At 73.6% G+C, this 17,690-nt stretch carries 14 protein-coding genes; 9 read left to right on the plus strand and 5 right to left on the minus strand.

What is annotated here, in order from left to right:
* The first annotated feature begins 225 nt into the window (after positions 1-225).
* Complete coding sequence (locus ACK8OX_RS07810) at positions 226-1,365, plus strand: flagellin (protein WP_430663405.1); 1,140 nt, start codon at positions 226-228, stop codon at positions 1,363-1,365.
* Between the two features lie 51 nt (positions 1,366-1,416).
* Here ACK8OX_RS07810 and hppD read toward each other — a convergent pair whose 3' ends face one another.
* Positions 1,417-2,526 (minus strand): 4-hydroxyphenylpyruvate dioxygenase, encoded by a 1,110-nt coding sequence (hppD, locus tag ACK8OX_RS07815; protein ID WP_430663406.1) that lies wholly within the window; start codon positions 2,524-2,526, stop codon positions 1,417-1,419.
* 121 nt (positions 2,527-2,647) lie between these two features.
* Between hppD and ACK8OX_RS07820 the strand changes: the two genes are divergently transcribed.
* Entirely contained in the window at positions 2,648-3,121 is a 474-nt protein-coding gene (locus tag ACK8OX_RS07820; protein WP_430663407.1) for an Lrp/AsnC family transcriptional regulator, read from the plus strand.
* Here ACK8OX_RS07820 and ACK8OX_RS07825 read toward each other — a convergent pair.
* A complete protein-coding gene (locus ACK8OX_RS07825) occupies positions 3,093-4,334 on the minus strand; it encodes a TIGR03862 family flavoprotein (RefSeq protein WP_430663408.1) in 1,242 nt (413 codons plus the stop codon). The two genes, ACK8OX_RS07820 and ACK8OX_RS07825, sit on opposite strands and share 29 nt — an antisense overlap.
* 41 nt (positions 4,335-4,375) lie before the next feature.
* Between ACK8OX_RS07825 and ACK8OX_RS07830 the strand changes: the two genes are divergently transcribed.
* The 3 genes from ACK8OX_RS07830 to ACK8OX_RS07840 all read left to right on the plus strand — a co-directional run bounded on the left by ACK8OX_RS07830 (position 4,376) and on the right by ACK8OX_RS07840 (position 8,286).
* Positions 4,376-5,383, plus strand: a complete 1,008-nt coding sequence (locus tag ACK8OX_RS07830; RefSeq protein ID WP_430663409.1) for an NAD-dependent epimerase/dehydratase family protein — start codon at positions 4,376-4,378, stop codon at positions 5,381-5,383.
* Between the two features lie 108 nt (positions 5,384-5,491).
* Positions 5,492-7,852: a xanthine dehydrogenase family protein molybdopterin-binding subunit gene (locus ACK8OX_RS07835; RefSeq protein ID WP_430663410.1), complete on the plus strand. Its 2,361-nt coding sequence runs from the start codon at positions 5,492-5,494 to the stop codon at positions 7,850-7,852.
* 149 nt (positions 7,853-8,001) lie between these two features.
* On the plus strand, positions 8,002-8,286 hold the full coding sequence (locus ACK8OX_RS07840; RefSeq protein WP_430663411.1) for a hypothetical protein: 285 nt from the start codon (positions 8,002-8,004) through the stop codon (positions 8,284-8,286).
* Positions 8,287-8,307: 21 nt separating this feature from the next.
* On the opposite strand, the gene ACK8OX_RS07845 is transcribed toward ACK8OX_RS07840, so the two are convergent.
* Together ACK8OX_RS07845 and ACK8OX_RS07850 are read right to left on the minus strand one after the other, a co-directional pair.
* Positions 8,308-8,673, minus strand: a complete 366-nt coding sequence (locus ACK8OX_RS07845) for a hypothetical protein (RefSeq protein ID WP_430663412.1) — start codon at positions 8,671-8,673, stop codon at positions 8,308-8,310.
* Positions 8,674-8,817: 144 nt separating this feature from the next.
* On the minus strand, positions 8,818-9,240 hold the full coding sequence (locus ACK8OX_RS07850) for a CBS domain-containing protein (RefSeq protein ID WP_430663413.1): 423 nt from the start codon (positions 9,238-9,240) through the stop codon (positions 8,818-8,820).
* 137 nt (positions 9,241-9,377) lie between these two features.
* On the opposite strand from ACK8OX_RS07850, the gene ACK8OX_RS07855 reads away from it, so the two are divergent.
* Positions 9,378-10,412 (plus strand): dipeptidase, encoded by a 1,035-nt coding sequence (locus tag ACK8OX_RS07855; RefSeq protein WP_430663414.1) that lies wholly within the window; start codon positions 9,378-9,380, stop codon positions 10,410-10,412.
* Between the two features lie 14 nt (positions 10,413-10,426).
* Here the strand turns inward: ACK8OX_RS07855 and ACK8OX_RS07860 are convergent, their stop codons facing one another.
* The gene (locus tag ACK8OX_RS07860; RefSeq protein WP_430663415.1) at positions 10,427-11,011 is read right to left on the minus strand and encodes a hypothetical protein; all 585 of its coding nucleotides are present in this window, start codon (positions 11,009-11,011) and stop codon (positions 10,427-10,429) included.
* A 248-nt stretch (positions 11,012-11,259) separates the two neighbouring features.
* Here ACK8OX_RS07860 and ACK8OX_RS07865 point away from each other — a divergent pair, with 248 nt between their 5' ends.
* From ACK8OX_RS07865 to ACK8OX_RS07875, 3 genes are read left to right on the plus strand one after another with little or no spacing between them, the layout of a single operon-like run.
* Positions 11,260-12,558, plus strand: a complete 1,299-nt coding sequence (locus ACK8OX_RS07865) for an NHLP bacteriocin system secretion protein (protein ID WP_430663416.1) — start codon at positions 11,260-11,262, stop codon at positions 12,556-12,558.
* On the plus strand, positions 12,555-14,726 hold the full coding sequence (locus ACK8OX_RS07870; RefSeq protein ID WP_430663417.1) for an NHLP family bacteriocin export ABC transporter peptidase/permease/ATPase subunit: 2,172 nt from the start codon (positions 12,555-12,557) through the stop codon (positions 14,724-14,726). Before ACK8OX_RS07865 ends, ACK8OX_RS07870 begins: the two co-directional genes overlap by 4 nt.
* Entirely contained in the window at positions 14,719-17,646 is a 2,928-nt protein-coding gene (locus ACK8OX_RS07875; RefSeq protein WP_430663418.1) for an ATP-binding cassette domain-containing protein, read from the plus strand. The genes ACK8OX_RS07870 and ACK8OX_RS07875 overlap by 8 nt, the downstream gene beginning before the upstream one ends.
* The last annotated feature ends 44 nt before the right edge of the window (positions 17,647-17,690 follow it).

A 17,690-nucleotide genomic window follows, 5' to 3' on the forward strand; every position in this document is an offset into this window, starting at 1 on the left:
GAAGCGCGCGCCGCGCGGCTTGCCGCCATGCAGGCCGCGCTCGACGACCTGCCGCGCGCGGGCGGCCCGCGCTAACCTCGCCTTCACCACCGGCCGGCATGATGGGCGGCGCGGGGCCAGCAGAAGGTGCGGCCCCCGCCGGCCGCGCCGCGGCGCGCCGGCTTCCGCGGTAGGGCGGCAAGACGCTTCATCCCACTGTGGCGTGATCTCCAAGGATCAGGCGCCATGTCCTCCATCAACACCAATGTCTCCGCGATGGCCGCGGTGCGCTCGCTGAACAGCATCTCGACCGAGATGGGCCGCACGCAGCAGCGCATCGAAAGCGGGCTGCGCATCGGCAAGGCCAACGACGACCCGGCCGTCTTCACCATCTCGCAGAAGATGCGCGCGGACCTGAACGGCCTGAATGCGGTGGTGGACAGCCAGAATTTCGGCCGCGCCACGCTCTCCGTCGCGCGCGACGCCGCGACGCGCATCAGCACCGAGCTCGGCAAGCTGAAGCAGACCATCACGCAGGGCCAGCAGCAGGGCCTGGATCAGGCGACGATGAACGCGCAGATCACCTCCGCGCTGTCCAACATCGACGCCTTCGCGGGTTCGGCCTCCTTCAACGGCGTCAACCTCATCAATGGCGGCGGCGGGTCGCTGACCGTGCTGCGCGACATCGCCGGCAGCACCACCTCCATCGCCGCCTCCGACATGCGCTCCTCGGCGGGCGGGCTGAACCTGGCAGGGCTGACCGTGACGCAGGGCGCGCGGCAGATTGCCTTCGACAGCTCGCTCGCCATCTCCGACGGGATGGGGCTGTCGGTGACGGTCGGCACCACCACCTTCGTCTTCGAATTCAACAGCGACGCCAGCCTCGCCGGATCGGCCGGGCCGAACACGGTGGTGCGCGCGGTCGAGTTCAGCACGGCGCAGTCGCCGTTGCAGCGCCTGGGCTCGCTGCTGAACGCCATGTCGGAGGAGGGCATCAATGCCAGCTTCGACAACAGCGGCAACATCGTCGTCAGCAACGCCACCAACGTCGCTTCCGGCGGCAACGGCGCCACCGCCATCACCGGCGCGACGGTGACGCAGATCGGCGGCGCGCAGGGCGCGATCGCGCGGGTGGACGGCGCCATCACCACGGCAGGCAACGTGCTGGCCCGCCTCGGCGCCTCGCTCCAGCAGATCGAGGGGCTGCGGGACTTCAGCGTGCAGCTGCGCGACAGCCTGCGGGAGGGGCTGGGCGCGCTGGTCGATGCCGACCTGGCGGAGGAGAGCGCGCGGCTGTCCAGCCTGCAGACGCGCCAGCAGCTCGCCACGCAGTCGCTGTCCATCGCGAACCAGCAGAGCCAGTCGCTGCTCGGCCTGTTCCGCTGATCCGCGGCCGCGTGGGGAAGGGCGCCGCCGCCGCGTGCGGCGCCCCGCCCGTCACTCCGCCGCCGGTTTCAGCACGCCGCGGCGGATCTGGTCCAGCTCGATGCTCTCGAACAGAGCGCGGAAGTTGCCCTCGCCGAAGCCCTGGTCGCCCTTCCGCTGGATCAGCTCGAAAAAGATCGGGCCGATGACGGTGCCGGTGAAGATCTGCAGCAGCCGCCCGCCTTCCGGCGTCGGCGCGCCGTCGGTCAGGATGCGGTTGCGCGAGAGCCGCGCCACCTCCTCCCCGCCCAGGTCCGGCATCCGCTTCGGCAGCAGCTCGTAATAGGTGTCGGGCGTGTCCATGAAGGACAGGCCGTTGGCGCGCAGCCCCTCGACGCTGGCGAAGATGTCGTCGGTGCCGAGCGCGATGTGCTGGATTCCCTCGCCGTTGTAGGCGCGCAGGTATTCCTCGATCTGCGACCGGTCGTCGGAACTCTCGTTGATCGGGATGCGGATCTGCCCGCAGGGCGAGGTCAGCGCGCGGGACTTGAGCCCCGTCAGCTTACCCTCGATGTCGAAGTAGCGGATCTCGCGGAAGTTGAAGAGCTTCTCGTAGAACTGCCACCACACATCCATCCGCCCGCGATGGACGTTGTGGGTGAGGTGGTCGATCACCGTCAGCCCGTCGCCCGCCGGCCGCGGGTCGGCCCCGTCGAGCCAGCGGAAATCCACGTCGTAGATGCTGCCCTTCGCGCCGTAGCGGTCCACGAAATACAGCAGCGACCCGCCGATGCCCTCGATGGCCGGGATGTTCAGCTCCATCGGCCCGACCTTGCCGGTGACCGGCTTCGCGCCGAGCGCGACGGCGCGCGCATGGGCGCGGGCGGCGTCCGCCACGCGGAAGGCCATGGCGCAGGCCGAGGGGCCGTGCACCTTCTGGAAGGCCTGGGCGAAGCTCTCCGGCTCGGCGTTCAGGATGAAGTTGATGTCGCCCTGCCGCCACAGCGCCACCTGCTTCGACCGGTGCCGCGCCACGGGTGCGAAGCCGAGCCGGCGGAAGGTGGCTTCCAGCGCCGCGATGTCCGGGCCGGTGAACTCGACGAATTCGAAGCCGTCGGTGCCCATCGGGTTGGCGTCGCTGATCGCCCCGGCCAGGGCGGTGCGGTCGGGGGGGATGTCCATGGCGCGTTTCTCTCCGGCGTTCCGTGCCGCTAGCGATAGCGCAGCCGGCGGGGTGGAAAGCGCCGGAGATCGCGCCTAGCCTGCCCCTGCGTGCAGTCTTTCACTCAAACCGGGGCAGTGCATGGCGGGATCCACCATCGAGCTCGATGCGACCGACCGCCGCCTGCTGCGCGCCCTGCAGCGCGACGGCCGCGCCCCGGTGACCGCGCTGGCCGAGCAGGTGGGGCTGTCCGCCACGCCCTGCCTGCGCCGGATCAGGCGGCTGGAGGAGGCGGGCGTCATCGCCCGCTATGCCGCGGTGGTGGATGCCGCGAAGGTCGGGCTGCCGATCCAGGCCTTCGTCCAGGTCGCGCTCTCCTCCCACGCCGAGGAGGTGGTGGCGGCCTTCCACAAGGCGCTCGCCGCGCGGGAGGAGGTGCTGGCCGCCTGGGCGATGAGCGGCGAGATGGACTACATGCTCCACGTCCTCGCCCGCGATTTCGAGGCCTATGCCGACTTCGCCCTGAAGGCGCTGCTGCGGATGCCCGGCGTGAAGGAGACGCGGAGTTCCTTCGTGCTCACCGCCCTCAAGCCGCCGGGGGCGGTGCCGGTGTGACCTGCGAACGGGCAGCCGCGAAGGCCAGCGCGCCCCTTGCCGCCGCCACCCCGGTCGCGAAGCAGGCCTGCATCAGGTAGCCGCCGGTCGGCGCTTCCCAGTCCAGCATCTCGCCGCAGGCGAAGACGCCCGGATGGCGGCGCAGCATGAACGCCCCGTCGATCTCCTCCCAGCCGAGCCCGCCGGCCGAGGAGATGGCGCGCGCCAGGCCCTGCGCCGCGCGCGTGGTCACGGGCAGGGCCTTGGCGAGCCCCGCCAGGTCGTCGCGCGGGGCGCCGGCATGCAGGGCCTCCTGCACCAGGGCCACCGCCACGGGCGGCAGGTTCAGCCCCTTGCGCAGCCGCGCGCTGACCGTCTCCGCCCGGCCGCGCATCGCCATGCGGGCGCGCGCCTCGGCGGGCGGGATGTCGGGGCGGAGGTCGAGGGTGAAGGTCGCGCTGCCGTCGCGGGCGATGGCGTCGCGGATGGCGGCGGACAGCGCATAGATCGCGCCCCCTTCGATCCCGGTCGCGGTCAGCACCGCCTCGCCGCGGAAGGTCCGGCCCTCGAAGGTGGCGGCGATGCGCTTCAGCGGCGCGCCCGCATGCGCGTCCCGCAGGCGCGGCGACCAGTCCACCGCGAAGCCGACATTGGACGGCGCGAAGGGCGCGGTGCGGAGGCCCGGCAGCAGCGCGGGCCAGGTGCCGTCCGAGCCGAGCCGGGGCCAGGAGGCGCCGCCGAGCGCGAGGACCACCGCCCCCGCCTCGTGGCCGGCCTCGCCCGCCGGGGTGGCGAAGCGCAGCGCGAGCGGACCGGCGCCGAAGCCGGTCCAGCGGTGGCGGGGCCGGATCTCCACCCCGAGCGAGGCCAGGCGGCCGAGCCAGGCGCGCAGCAGGGGGGACGCCTTCAGCGGCTTCGGGAAGACCCGGCCGGAACTGCCGATGAAGGTCTCCACCCCCAGCCCCTCGCACCAGGCGACCAGCGCCGCGGGCGGGAAGGCGCGGACGGCGTCGAGCAGGCGGGGCTCCGCCGGGCGGTACTGCGCGAGGAAGGCGTCCAGCGGCTCGGAATGGGTCAGGTTGAGCCCGCCGCGACCGGCGATCAGGAATTTCCGCGCCACCGAGGGCATGTGGTCGAAGACCGTCACGCGCGCCCCGGCGGCGGCGAGCGTTTCCGCCGCCATCAGCCCGGCGGGGCCGGCGCCGACCACGGCGATGTCTGCTTTGCTGTCCATCGCGGCTTTCTGCGCCCCGGCGGGCGCGATATCCACCCGCCATGGACGCGACCCTGGTCACCGGCGGCGCCGGCTTCGTCGGGCTGAACCTCACCGAGGCGCTGCTGGCGCGCGGGGGGCATGTGGTGGTGTTCGGCCGCGAAGCCGCGCTGCCCGGCGCCGCCCCGGCGCGCTTCGCGCGGCTTCCCGGACGGCTCGAAGTGATCGCGGGCGACGTCAACGACGCCTCTGCCCTGCGCGCCGTCTTCGCGGGGCGGCGCATCGGCGCGGTCTTCCCCTTCGCCGCCGTCACCGCCGGGCCGGAGCGCGAGGCGGCGGACCCGCATGGCGTGCTGGACGTGAACCTGCACGGGCTGATCCGCACGCTGGAAGCGGCGCGGGATGCGGGCACGGTGCGGCGCGTGGTGCTGCCGGCCTCGGCCGCGGTCTATGGCGAGTCGGCCTATTCCCACGCGGTGCTGGACGAGGCGACGACGCCGGCCGTGCCGGTCAGCCTCTACGGCGTCACGAAATACGCGGTGGAACGTGCGGGCCTGCGGCTCTGCGCGCATTGGGGGCTGGATGCGGTGGCCGCGCGCATCGGCGCGTGTTTCGGCCCCTGGGAACGCGACACCGGGCTGCGCGACACGCTGTCCCCCCATCTGGCGCTGGCCACGGCGGCGCGGGCGGGGCGGGAGGCGGTGCTGCCGCCCGGCCTGCGTCTGTCCTACGACTGGGTCTATGTGCGCGACCTGGTGGCGGGGCTGCTGGCGCTGCTCGATGCGCCGGCGCCGCCGCACCGGGTCGTGAACCTCGCCTCGGGCGAGGATTTCGCCCCCCGTCTCGATGCCTGCCTTGGCGTCCTCGCGGCGCGTTTCCGGGGCTTCCGCTGGCGCGACGCGGCGGCAGGGGAAGCCGCGACCATCCGCGTCAGCGAGGCGCGGCCGAGGGGCGTCATGGCCATCGCGCGCGCGGCCGCGTTCGGCTGGCGCCCGCGCTTCGCGCCGGTGGCAGCCTATGAGGATTACGTCGGCTGGCTGTTGGCAAGCGCGGATCAGGGCCTAGGGTAGGGAAGACGCCCTCGATCGCCCCGGCCCCCGCGCCGCTGCCGGCCCCACGCAAGGGGGGAGCACGCCGGCGGCCGGGCCGAGGATGGGGGCAGGGAGAAGCAGGACCACATGCCCGACACGAATGTCTTCGATCCGACGCGCCTGAAGTTCGGCATCGGCCAGCCCGTGCCGCGGGCCGAGGACCCGGTGCTGCTGACCGGCCGGGGCCGCTACACCGACGACCTCTCGCTGCCCGGCCAGGTCTGGGCCGTGATGGTGCGCAGCCCCTACGCGCATGGCGTGATCCGCTCCGTCGGGACGGAGGGTGCGCGCGCCATGCCCGGCGTGCTCGGCGTCTGGACCGGCGCCGACCTGGCCGACTATGCGCCGATGACCTGCGGGATGCCGCTGAAGAACCGCGACGGCACGCCGCTGGTGACGACGAGGCGCCTGCCGCTGGCGACCGACAAGGTCCGCCATGTCGGGGACCCGGTGGCCTTCGTGGTGGCCGAGACCCGCGCGCAGGCCAAGGACGCCGCCGAGGCGGTGGAGATCGAGGTGGACGCGCTGGACGCGGTGACGGAGGCCTCCGCCGCCGCCGCGCCGGGCGCGCCGCTGCTGTACGACGACATCCCCGGCAACCAGGTGCTGGACTACGCCGCGGGCGATTCCGCGAAGGTGGCGGAGGCCTTCGGCCGCGCGGCGCATGTCACGCGGCTGACGCTGCGCAACAACCGCGTGGTGGTCGCGGCGATGGAGCCGCGCAGCGCGATCGGCAGCATCGAGGACGGGCGCTGGGTGCTGCGGACCGGCAGCCAGGGCGTGTTCGGGATGCGCGCGCAGCTGGCCGGGCTGCTGCGGGCGGACACGAAGCAGGTGCGCGTGCTGACCGGCAATGTCGGCGGCAGCTTCGGGATGAAGGCGGCGGTCTATCCCGAATACCTCTGCGTGCTGCACGCCGCGAAGGCGCTCGGCCGGCCGGTGAAGTGGACGGATGAGCGCAGCGGGTCCTTCCTGTCCGACGCGCATGGCCGCGACCACGAGGTGGAGGCGGAGCTCGCGCTGGATGCGGAGGGGCGCTTCCTCGCGGTGCGGCTGACCAGCTTCGCCAACATGGGCGCCTGGCTCAGCCCGGTCGCGCCGCTGATGGGCACGGGCAACTTCTTCAAGAACGTGCAGTCGAACTACGCCACCCCGGCGATCGAGGTGGTGACGCGCTGCCTGGTGACCAACACCACCCCGGTCAGCGCCTATCGCGGCGCGGGACGGCCGGAGGGCAACTACTTCATGGAGCGGCTGATCGAGGCCGCGGCGGAGGAAATGGGCATCCCCGCCAACGAGCTGCGCCGCCGCAACCACATCCGCGCCGAGCAGTTCCCCTACGCCGCCGCCTCGGGCAGCAGCTACGACGGCGGCGACTTCACCGCCCTGCTGGACGAGGCGGTGGCGGCCGGCGACGTCGCCGGCTTCCCCGCGCGGCGGGAGGAGAGCCGGGCGCGGGGGATGCTGCGCGGCCTCGGCATCGGCAACTTCCTGGAATGCACCGCGCCGCCGGCCAAGGAACAGGGCGGCATCCGCTTCGAGCCGGACGGCACCGTCACCATCGTCACCGGCACGCTGGACTACGGGCAGGGGCACCTGTCGCCCTTCGCGCAGGTGCTGCACCAGCATCTCGGCGTGCCGTTCGACAGGGTGCGGCTGCTGCAGGGCGATTCGGACGAGCTGGTGGCGGGCGGGGGCACGGGCGGGTCGAAATCCGTCATGGCCTCCGGCGCCGCCATCATCGAGGCCTCGGCCAAGGTGATCGAGAAGGGGCGCGCCGCCGCGGCCTGGGCGCTGGAGGCGGCGCCGGGCGACATCGAATACGAACCGCATGGCGCGGGCGGGGAGGGCCGCTTCCTGGTGGCCGGCACCGACCGCGGCATCGGCATCATGGACCTGGCCGCAAGGCTGCGCGCGGCGCCGAAGCTGCCCGAGGACGTGCCGGGGAGCCTCGACGTCACCCATGTCTTCGACCAGGCGCCGATGGCCTATCCCAATGGCTGCCATGTCTGCGAGGTGGAGATCGACCCGGAGACGGGCATCACCCGCATCGACCGCTACCTGGCGGTGAACGACTTCGGCGTGCAGGTGAACCCTCTGCTGGTCGCGGGGCAGGCGCATGGCGGCATCGCGCAGGGCATCGGCCAGGCGCTGATGGAACATGTGGCCTATGGCGAGGACGGGCAGCTGCAATCCGGCAGCTACATGGACTACGCCCTGCCGCGCGCGGGCGACGTGCCGGCCATCGCGACCGGCAGCCATTCGGTGCCCTGCACCACCAACCCGCTCGGCGCCAAGGGCTGCGGGGAGGCGGGCTGCGCGGGGTCGCTGCCGGCGGTGATGAATGCAGTGGTGGACGCGCTGCGCCCCCTCGGCATCCGCCACATCGACATGCCCGCGACGCCGGAACGCGTCTGGCGCGCCATCCAGGCGGCGCGTCAAGGCTGAGTGAGGCGGGCGGCGGCCGCATGGCCGCCGTCCGGCCTGCCGTGTTGTGACGGAACGACCGGCATCGCATTCCGCATGGCATGCGGCTTGCGAAGCCCGTGGCGCCCCTGAAGGGGCGTCGGATGCCGTTGCAAGATGCGAGGACCGTGGTGCCTGCCAGCCCAACCCTGCGACAGACCTTCCCGCGCTGGCGGATCGAGCGGAGCGCGGCGGAGGTCCTGCCCGCGCCGCCACGCTGCGCGAAGGTCATCCCCTTCCCGGGGGCGGCGGCGCGGCGATCCTCCGTCGTGACCTATCCGGCGGCACTGGTCATGCCGGCACGGCAGTTGCCCGCGCCGCCGCCGCCCGCGCTGACGGAGGACCGCCGCGTGCGACTCGCCGCGGCCGGCGGGCTGGCCGCGTCCCTTCTTGCCGCCTTTCTCCTGATGCCGTGACGCCCGGCCGGGCGGGCGCCGTCAGGCGGCGCGGCGGGTGACAGACCGGGCGGCGCTGCCGAGCGCGGCATCCCGCTGTTCGGCCGCCCAGACGGGGCCAGCCGCGAGGAAGGCATCGAGTTCGGCCACTGCCAGCGTCTCGAGGTGTTCGGCGGCGGTGGTGGTGGCGGGATCCCAGCCGCGCATCACGCGCAGCACGGTCGCTTCCGCCTCGCTCGGGGCCTCATGCCGCGGCAGGGCGATGGAGGCGACGCGGCGCGCAGTCACCAGCAGCCGCACCCCGGCATCGATGCGCATGCGTTCGGCCAGGCCGCCATCGGCCAGTTCCGCCACCGCCTGCATCACCCGCGCCGCCTGACGCGACACGGCAACCCCGATATCCGGCATCGTCCAGCATCTCCCGGTTGCTTCGCCGCGCCCCGCTGCGGCGCGCGTGGGAATGGTGACGCTCAAGCCCGCCTGCAAGACCGTGATGCACGAAAATGTGAAAATATGACATGCGGGACGCCGTCCCGCGACCGCGTCGGGTGGTCAGATCCGCTCCCAGAGTGAGGTTTCCTCGTTCAGCCGAGCATGTTCGATGGCGCGGAAATCCCCGCGCGAGACGACGCCCACCACCCGGCCCTCCCGCACCAGCGGCACGTGCCGGAACCCCCCATCCTGCATCAGCCGCAGCGCGTCCAGCGCGCCCGCGCCGGGCGGCAGGCTGACGGGGCGGTGCGTCATCGCCTCCCGCAGGGTGGTGGCGCGCGGGTCGCGGCATTCGGCACCGATGCGGCAGACCGCATCACGGCCCGTGAAGATGCCCAGCAGGCGGTTGTCCTCCGCCACCACCACGACGCAGCCGACGCGCTTCTCGCGCATCTTCTCGCAGGCCTGCTGCACGGTGGCGTCGGGCGGCAGGGTCACGGGGTCGCGGTGATGGACCAGGTCGGCGAGGGGACGGTTGTGCATCGCGTCCTCGGGGGCTGTGTTGCGTCCGGATGACACTTTCTGCGCGCAGTCTTCCATCGACCATGATCTGGCGCAATTGACGCGCGCGCCAGGGCCGGGCGAGCCTGGGGGCCATGCCGCCGGGGGTTGATGCCAGGGTGCCCGATTCGCTGACCGCCGACGAGGCCGCGCGCATCCATGCCGCGACCCTCTCCCTCGACACCCATGTGGACATTCCCTGGCCCGACACCCCCGACCCGGCCGGCGAAACCGGGCGGCGGGTGGACTTCCCGAAGATGCGCCGGGGCGGCATGTCGGGCGCGATCTTCATCGCCTACCTGCCCCAGGGGCCGCGCACCGCGGAGGGGCACGCCGCCGCCGCCGCGCGGGCCGAGGCGATGCTGCGGGCGATCGCGGCCTCCGCCGCGCCGGATGCCGCGCGCGCCCGCTTCTGCCGCGATGCCGCGGCGCTGGAGGCGGCGCATGCCGCCGGCCTGACCGGCGTGCTGGCCGCGGTCGAGAACGGCTACGCGATGGGGGAGGACCTGTCGCGGCTCGCGCTCTGGCGCTCGCTCGGCGCGGTCTACCTGACGCTGACCCACAACGGGCACAACCTGCTGGCCGATTCCGCCATCCCGCGCCCCGATCTCGGCGACGGGCCGGCGCTGCATGGCGGGCTGTCCGCGCTCGGCCGGCAGGCGATCGCGGAGATGAACCGGGTGGGGCTGCTGGTCGATGTCTCCCACGCCTCGCGCGATGCGATGCTGCAGGCGGCGGAGGCCTCGCGCACGCCGGTGGTGGCCACGCACACCGCCTGCGCCGCGCTGCGGGCGCATCCCCGCAACCTCGACGACGGGCAGCTCGATGCGCTGAAGGCGGTGGCGGGGCTGGTGCAGGTCACCGCCGTCGCATCCTTCCTGAAGGAGGCGCCGGCTGGCCATTCTGCGCGGGCGACGGTGGCGGACTACGTGGACCACGTGGACCACGCGGTGCGCCGCATCGGCATCGAGCATGTCGGCCTCTCCTCCGACTTCGACGGCGGCGGCGGCTTCGCGGGCTGGCACGACGCGTCGGAGACGGCGGCGGTCACGGCGGAACTGCACCGCCGCGGCTACGGCGCGCGGGAAATCGGGCTGCTGTGGAGCGGCAACTTCCTGCGGCTCATGCGGCTCGCGGCGATCGCGGCGCGGTAGGCGGGACAGCGCGCCTACCAGAGCCCCATCAGGCGGGTGTCGAAGGTCACCGCGGTCAGCTTCGGCGCGTCGGTCCGCAGCGAGTCCGCGTAATAGGCCGATCCCTGGATCACCTTGTCGGTGTCGAGCGACTTGGCGGCGAGGACATCCGCGAAATTCTCCCGCAGGACGTCCTCGATCCCCGCCATCAGGTCGCTGCCGACGGCCCCGCGCGCGCCGCGGTCGCTCCAGTGCTGGAGCTTGCCGATCCAGGTCTTCACCGACCTGATCTCCTCGACCCGCTTCAGCAGGTCCTGCCTGCGGGAGATGGTGAACTTGGATTCCTTCGAGCCGGGATTGATCGGGCTCAGCAGACTCATGTTCAGCGACGTCCCGATGGAGCCGTCGGACTGCTTCAGCCAGGTGTCCACGATGAAGATCGCCCGCCGCTTGCTGGGCGCGTGCTTGAACTGCTGGACCGCCGCCCAGCACGCATACTCGTTGCCCATCAGCTCCTGGCACCAGAAGCAGAAGATGCGGTGGTAGGTCTCGACCGGCGGGGAGGCCGCCATCATCGGATGGGCCGTGGCCAGCTCGTCCATCGACTTGTATTTCGGCATGCGACGTCCTGCGTCCTCGCGAGAGATGCCGGCCGCCGCCGGGCCCGGCACGGAAGCCAGAGGGTTCGAGGCCGTAACATAGGCGGTCCGGAACGCGCCGGGAATATCTGCGGTGTCGAAGCCCCCGCGCCGACACCACTTCACGTTGCATCGCCGGCCTTGTTGCGATACGCTTGAGACGTAACGTATTTTCTGGACAGGCGCGCAGCCGTGACGCTGGTCCGGGACGAACCTCACCGGGCCGACCGATGACAGACCAGGCCGCGCCACTGTTCCGCCGCGAGGCGGTGGCCGAAGCCGCCGCGCCCGACCGCTATGACGAGGCGCTGCGGGTGATGCGGCCCTGGACCTGGGCCGTGGGTGCCGCGCTGTTCGCCATGGCGCTGGTCGGACTCGTCTGGGCGTCGCTGGTCGACGTGCCGGTTAAGGTCCAGGGCAGGGGCATCCTGCTGCCGCCGGGCGGCGTGGTGGACGTGGTCGCCGACACCGATGGCCGGATCGACCGCCTGCTGGCCCGCCCGGGGCAGCGGGTGGAGGCGGGCGCGCCGGTGGCGATGGTCGACCAGTCCGAGGTTCGCCTCCAGCTCGCCCTGGCCGAGGGCCAGGCCGCCGACGCGATGCGCCAGCTGCGCGAGCTTCGCGCCTTCCACGCGCGGGAGGAGGCGGCGGCGGATGCCTTCCGCGTCGCCCGCGACGCCGCGCTGGTGCAGACGCTGCGACTGCTTGAAGACAGGCTCGGCATGATGCGGGAGAGGGAGGAGGTGCTGCGCGGGCTCAGCCAGCAGAACCTCGTGAACCGCGACCGCTTCCTGTTCTCCCGCGTCGAGGTCTTCCAGGTGCGCGAGCAGATCGCGGGGGCGCAGAACGAACGCCAGCAGCTCGTGCTCGACCAGCAGCTGAAGCGCACCCAGCGCGAGCGCGAGGTGCTGGAGGCCGAGCGCCGCCAGGACGAGACGGGGCGGCAGGTGGAGGCGCTGCGCGAACGCCTCACCCGCCTCGGCGCCGTGCTCGCCCCCTTCGCCGGCCGCGTGGTGGAGGCGAAGGCCAATCCGGGCCAGGTGGTCACCCGCGGCACGCCGCTGCTGACCATCGAACGCGACCCCGAGGGCGGCCGCGGCGCGCCGGTCGCGATCCTCTATGTCGGGGCGCAGGACGGCAAGCGGCTGTCGCCGGGGATGCGGGTCGAGGTCTCGCCCTCCTCCACCCGGCGGGAGGAGCACGGCTTCGTCTTCGGCCGCGTCGCCCGCGTGGCCGACACCCCGGCCTCCTCCGCCGGCCTGCTGCGGACGTTGCAGAACGACGGTCTGGTGCGCAGCTTCACCACCGCCTTCGGCGGCACGCCCTTCGAGGTGGAGGTGGCGCTGGAGGCCGACCCGGCGACGCGCAGCGGCCTGCGCTGGTCCACCGCCGCCGGCCCGGAATTCGCGATCGAGAGCGGCACGCTGGCGGATGGCGAATTCACCGTCCGCTCCGTCCGCCTCATCGGCCTCGCCTTCCCCGCGCTGCGCGGCTGGCTGACGCGCAACGCCGAAGCGGCGGCGCCGTGACGGGCGGGCAGGGCGCGGCGGCGGCGCGGGCGCGGCGCGTCCGCACGCCCACCGTGCTCCAGATGGAGGCGGTGGAATGCGGCGCGGCGGCGCTCGGCATCATCCTTGCCCATCACGGCCGCTTCGTCCCGCTCGAGGAGCTGCGGCTGGCCTGCGGCGTCTCGCGCGATGGCAGCCGGGCGAGCCATGTGGCGAAGGCCGCGCGCGGCTACGGGATGGAGGTGCAGGCCTTCCGCATCGAGCCCGCGCACCTGCCGGAGATGGAGCTGCCCCTCATCGCGCATTGGGGGATGAACCACTTCGTGGTGGTGGAGGGGATCGGGCCGCGCCACGCCTGGCTGAACGACCCCGCCACCGGCCCGCGGCGCGTCCCGATCGAGGAGCTGGACCGCAACCTGACGGGCGTCGTCATCACGCTGTCGCCCGGGCCCGCCTTCCGGCCGGGTGGCGAGGCCCCGCGTGCCATCGCCGGGATCCGCCGCCGGCTTCTCGGCAACGAGGCGAGCTTCGGCTACGCGCTCGGCGTCAGCCTGCTGCTGATGGTGCCCTCGCTGCTGGTGCCGGCCTTCAGCCAGGTCTTCGTGGACGACGTGCTGGTGGGCGGCTTCCATGACTGGCTGCGGCCGCTGCTGCTCGGCATGGCCGGCACCGCGGTCGTGATGGTCCTGCTGACCTGGCTGCAACTGGACACGCTGCTGCGGCTCGAGACGCGGCTTTCCGTCGCCGGCTCCGCCCGCTTCCTGGAGAGGCTGACGCGGCTGCCGGTGGGCTTCTTCGCGCAGCGCCACCCGGGCGACGTGGCCGGGCGCGTGCTGCTGAACGACCGCATCGCGCGGCTCGTCTCGGGCGATGCGGGGCGGGGGCTGCTCGGGCTGATCCAGGCGGCGATCTACGCGGCGGTGATGGCGGTCTACGATGTCGGGCTGACCGCCATCGTGGTGCTGGCCGCGGGCGTCAACCTCGCGGCCCTCGCCTGGCTCGCGCGGTCGCTCAGTGACGACAACCAGCGCCTGCTGTCGCGCACGCTGCGGACCGACGGCCTTGCGAAGCAGGGCCTGCAGATGATCGAGACCTACCGCGCCTCGGGCACGGAAGGGATGCTGCTGGCGCAGCTCGCGGGGTCGCGCGCGGCGGTCGCCAACCTCACCCAGGGGCTCGCGCTGCGGCGCGCGGTGCTGGAAGGGCTGCCCGGCTTCATCGCCATCCTCGCCGCCGCGGCGGTGCTGGTGGTGGGGGGGGCGCGGATCATGGCGGCGGAGATGACGGTCGGCCAGCTGGTCGCCTTCCAGGCGCTGGCCATGGCCTTCATGGGACCGGTGACGATGCTGGTCGGCGTGGCGACGCAGATGCAGGACGCGAAGGCGAACCTCACCCTGCTCGAGGACACGCTGCACCATCCGCTGGCCGCGGAGTTCGCGCAGCCCCCGGCGCGCGCCGCCGCCGCGCGCTTCGCAGGCCATGTGGAGCTGCGGGAGGTCACCTTCGGCCACAGCCGGCTGGAGCCGCCGCTGCTCGACCGCGTCTCGCTCGTCATCGAGCCGGGGCGGCGGCTCGGCATCGTCGGCGGGTCGGGGTCGGGCAAGTCCACGTTGGCGCTGCTGATCGCGGGGCTCTACCGCCCCTGGTCGGGGGGGGTGCTGCTGGACGGGCGCGACATCGAGGCGATCCCCCGCGCGGAGCTGCGGCGCGAGGTCGCGGTGGTGGACCAGCAGGGCTTTCTGTTCGACGGCACGGTGCGCGACGGCATCGCCATGTGGGACGCGACGCTGGCCGATGAGCGCCTGGTTGAATGCGCGCAGGACGCGGTGGTGCACGCCGACATCCTGGCGCGCCGCGGCGGCTATGCCGGCCCGGTCGCGGAGGAGGGGCGCAACTGGTCGGGCGGCCAGCGCGCGCGCATGGAACTGGCCCGCGCGCTGGCGACCGACCCCTCGATCCTTGTGCTGGACGAGGCGACGGCCGCGCTCGACAACCGCACCGAGGCGATGCTGATGCGGAACCTGCGCCGCCGCGGCTGCACCATGCTGATCGTGGCGCACCGGCTGAACCTGGTGCGCGACTGCGACGAGGTGATCGTGATGGAGCGCGGCCGGATCGTGCAGCGCGGCCGGCCCGAGGACCTCGCCGCGGCGGAGGGGCCGTTCCGCGCCATGCTCGCCCATGGCTGACCCCGGCGTCCCGGCGCCCGAGGGCGCGGCCGCGCCCCCGCCGCCCACCCTGCCGCTGCCCGCCCATGCGCCGCTGATGCTGCACGAGCCCGGCCGGCGCTGGCTGGTCGCGGCGGGGGAGGTGTCGCTGTTCCTCCAGCGCCCGCCGCCCGGCCCGGCGCAGGAAGGCAGCCGGCGCTTCCTCGGCACCGTGCCGATGGGCGGGATGCTCTGCGGGCTCGGCACCGACGATGCGGGGGGCGTGGTCATCGCCGTCGGCACGGCGGAGACGCAGCTCCAGGACTTCGACCTGCCCTGGCTGCTGGCCCAGCCGGAACCGGGGCGGCGGCTGGCGGATGCCGTCGCGGCCTGGACGCGGGCGCTGGCGGAGGGGATCGCGCGGCCGATGTCGCCGCGGCCGCGGGCCGATCTGGCGCTGGCGGAAGGCGGGCCGGTGCTGCGGCCCGGCGCGGGCGCCACGCTCGCGGCGCGGGGGCGGCCGGCCTGGGCGCGGTTGCAGGGCGGCAGCTTCCTGCTGTTCGGCCTGGAACGCGTCTCCGGCCTCGTGCCCCTGCCGGCCGAGGCCTGGCTGACCGGGGGCGGGGGCACCGCGCAGGCGGTGCCGGCGGCCGAGGCGGTGGCGGACCCGGACTGGGAAGCGGGCCTTGCCGCCTTCAACGAGGCGTGCCTCGGCGCGCTGCCCGCCGCGCTCGCGCTCGACGCGGCGGACGAGATCAACCGCCTGCGGCTCCGCAACGCCCGCGATGCGGAGGCGGAGGCGGAGCAGGCGGCGGCCTTCGGCAGCATCCTCGGCGTCGCGCCGGCCGAAGGCGGCGCGGCGGCGGACGGCGACCCGCTGATGCCGGTCTTCCGCCTGGTCGCGGCCGAGTTCGGGTTGCGGGCGAAGCGGCCGGTGCGGGTCAGGCGCATCGACGTGGACGCGGTGCCGACGCTGGAGGAGCTGGCGCGCGCGACGGGCCTGGCGCTGCGCCCGGTGCGGCTGGAGCCGGGCTGGTGGGGCGCCGACCAGGGGCCGCTGCTCGGCCATCGCACCGACGGCACGCCGGTCGCGCTGCTGCGCCGGCGCGGGGGCTACCGGATGCATGCCGCGGGCGCGGCGCCGCAGCCGGTGGATGCGGCGCTGGCGGCCACGCTGCGGCCGGTGGCGCAGGCGCCGCTGCTGCCGCTGCCCCGCCGGAAGCTGACGATGATGGACCTGCTGGCGGCGGGGATGGAGCGGGGCGGCGGCGACGTGGCGGCGCTGGTCGCGCTGCTGCTGCTCGGCGCCGCGCTCGGCCAGGCGGTGCCGCTGGCCACCGGCGTCGCCTTCTCGCTGCTCATTCCCGGCGGGCACCTGCCGGAACTCGCGCAGCTCGGCGTCGCGCTGGGGCTGGTGGCGGGGGTGGGGTGGGTCGCGCAGATCGGCGGCGCCATCGCGCGCGCGCGGATCGAGGCGCGGGCCGGCCCGGCACTGCATGCCGCGGTGTGGGACCGCGTGCTGCGCCTGCCGCTTGCCACCTTCACGAAGCAGACGGTTGGGGAGACATCGGGGCGCGCGGCGTCGGCGGTCGGCATCGCGGCGCAGCTGCGCATGTTCGCCTTCGTGCTGGCCACCGCGGTCGCGACCATCCTGTCCTCCACCGCGATGATGCTGCTGTCGCAGCCGGTCGCGGCGGGCATCGCGCTCGGCCTGCTGCTGGTGCAGATAGGGGTGGCGAACCTGTTCGGCTGGCTCCAGGCGCGCGCCTTCGCGACCGGCGAGTCCCTGTCGGGCCTGGCGGATGCGATGGTGTTCCAGATCGTCTCCGGCGTGGTGAAGCTGCGCCTGTCGGGGGCGGAGGCGCGGGCGCAGGGCGTCTGGGCCACGCGCTTCGCGGAGATGCGCCGGCGGATGACCGCGGCGCGGCGCATCGGCAACGCCTATGACGCCTTCGCGGCGGGCTTCGCGGTGCTGTCCACCGCCGGCGCCTTCTTCATCATCGCGATGATGCAGCGGGTGGAGCCGGGCCAGGCGCCACCGAGCCTGGCGGCGGTGATGACCTTCATCTCGGCCTATGGGCTGATGGTGGCGGCGGGGACGCAGCTGGGCAAGGCGATGTTCGGCCTGTGGTTCCTGATCCCGAGCGTCAAGTTCGCCCGGCCGCTGATGGATGCGGTGCCGGAAGGCGATGCCGGCCGCGTCGATCCCGGCCGGCTCGCCGGGCAGGTGGAGCTGTCGAACGTCACTTTCCGCTACCCGGGCGCGGAGGCGCCGGTCTTCGCGGGGCTGTCGCTGCGGATCGAGGCGGGGGAGTTCGTGGCGATCGTCGGCCGGTCCGGCGTGGGCAAGTCCACGCTGGTGCGGCTGCTGCTGGGGCTGGAGGAGCCGGCCTCGGGCGCGATCTACCTCGACGGGCACGACCTGCGGGGGCTCGACCTCGCGGTGCTGCGGCGGCAGGTGGCGACGGTGCTGCAAGCCGGCCGGGTGCCGCCGGGCAGCCTGCGCGACGCCGTGCGCGGGCTGACCGACGCCGCCGAGGAGGAGGTGTGGCGCGCGCTGGACCGCGCCGCGCTCGGTGCCGATGTCCGCGCCATGCCGATGGGGCTCGAGACGATGCTGACGGATGCGGCGCGCGTGCTGTCGGGCGGGCAGGTGCAGCGGCTGCTGCTGGCGCGCGCGCTGCTGCAGAAGCCCGCCGTGCTCGTCCTGGACGAGGCGACCAGCGCGCTCGACAACGTCACCCAGCGCGCGACCATGCGGGCGGTGCGGGACCTGCCGGCGACGCGCATCGTCATCGCCCACCGCCTGTCCACTATCCGCCATGCCGACCGGATCATCGTGCTGGATGGCGGCCGCATCGCCGAGATGGGCACCTTCGAGCAGCTGCTGGGCCGCCGCGGCGGGATCTTCCACCGGCAATACGCCGAGGAGGCGAAGTGGCAGGCGGGCCGGAAGGGATAGGCCACCCGCCGGCCGGGGACGCGGTGGGCGGGGAGGGGCGATAC

The organism is Falsiroseomonas sp. CW058 (genome assembly GCF_050563535.1).
Classification (GTDB): Bacteria; Pseudomonadota; Alphaproteobacteria; order Acetobacterales; family Acetobacteraceae; genus Falsiroseomonas.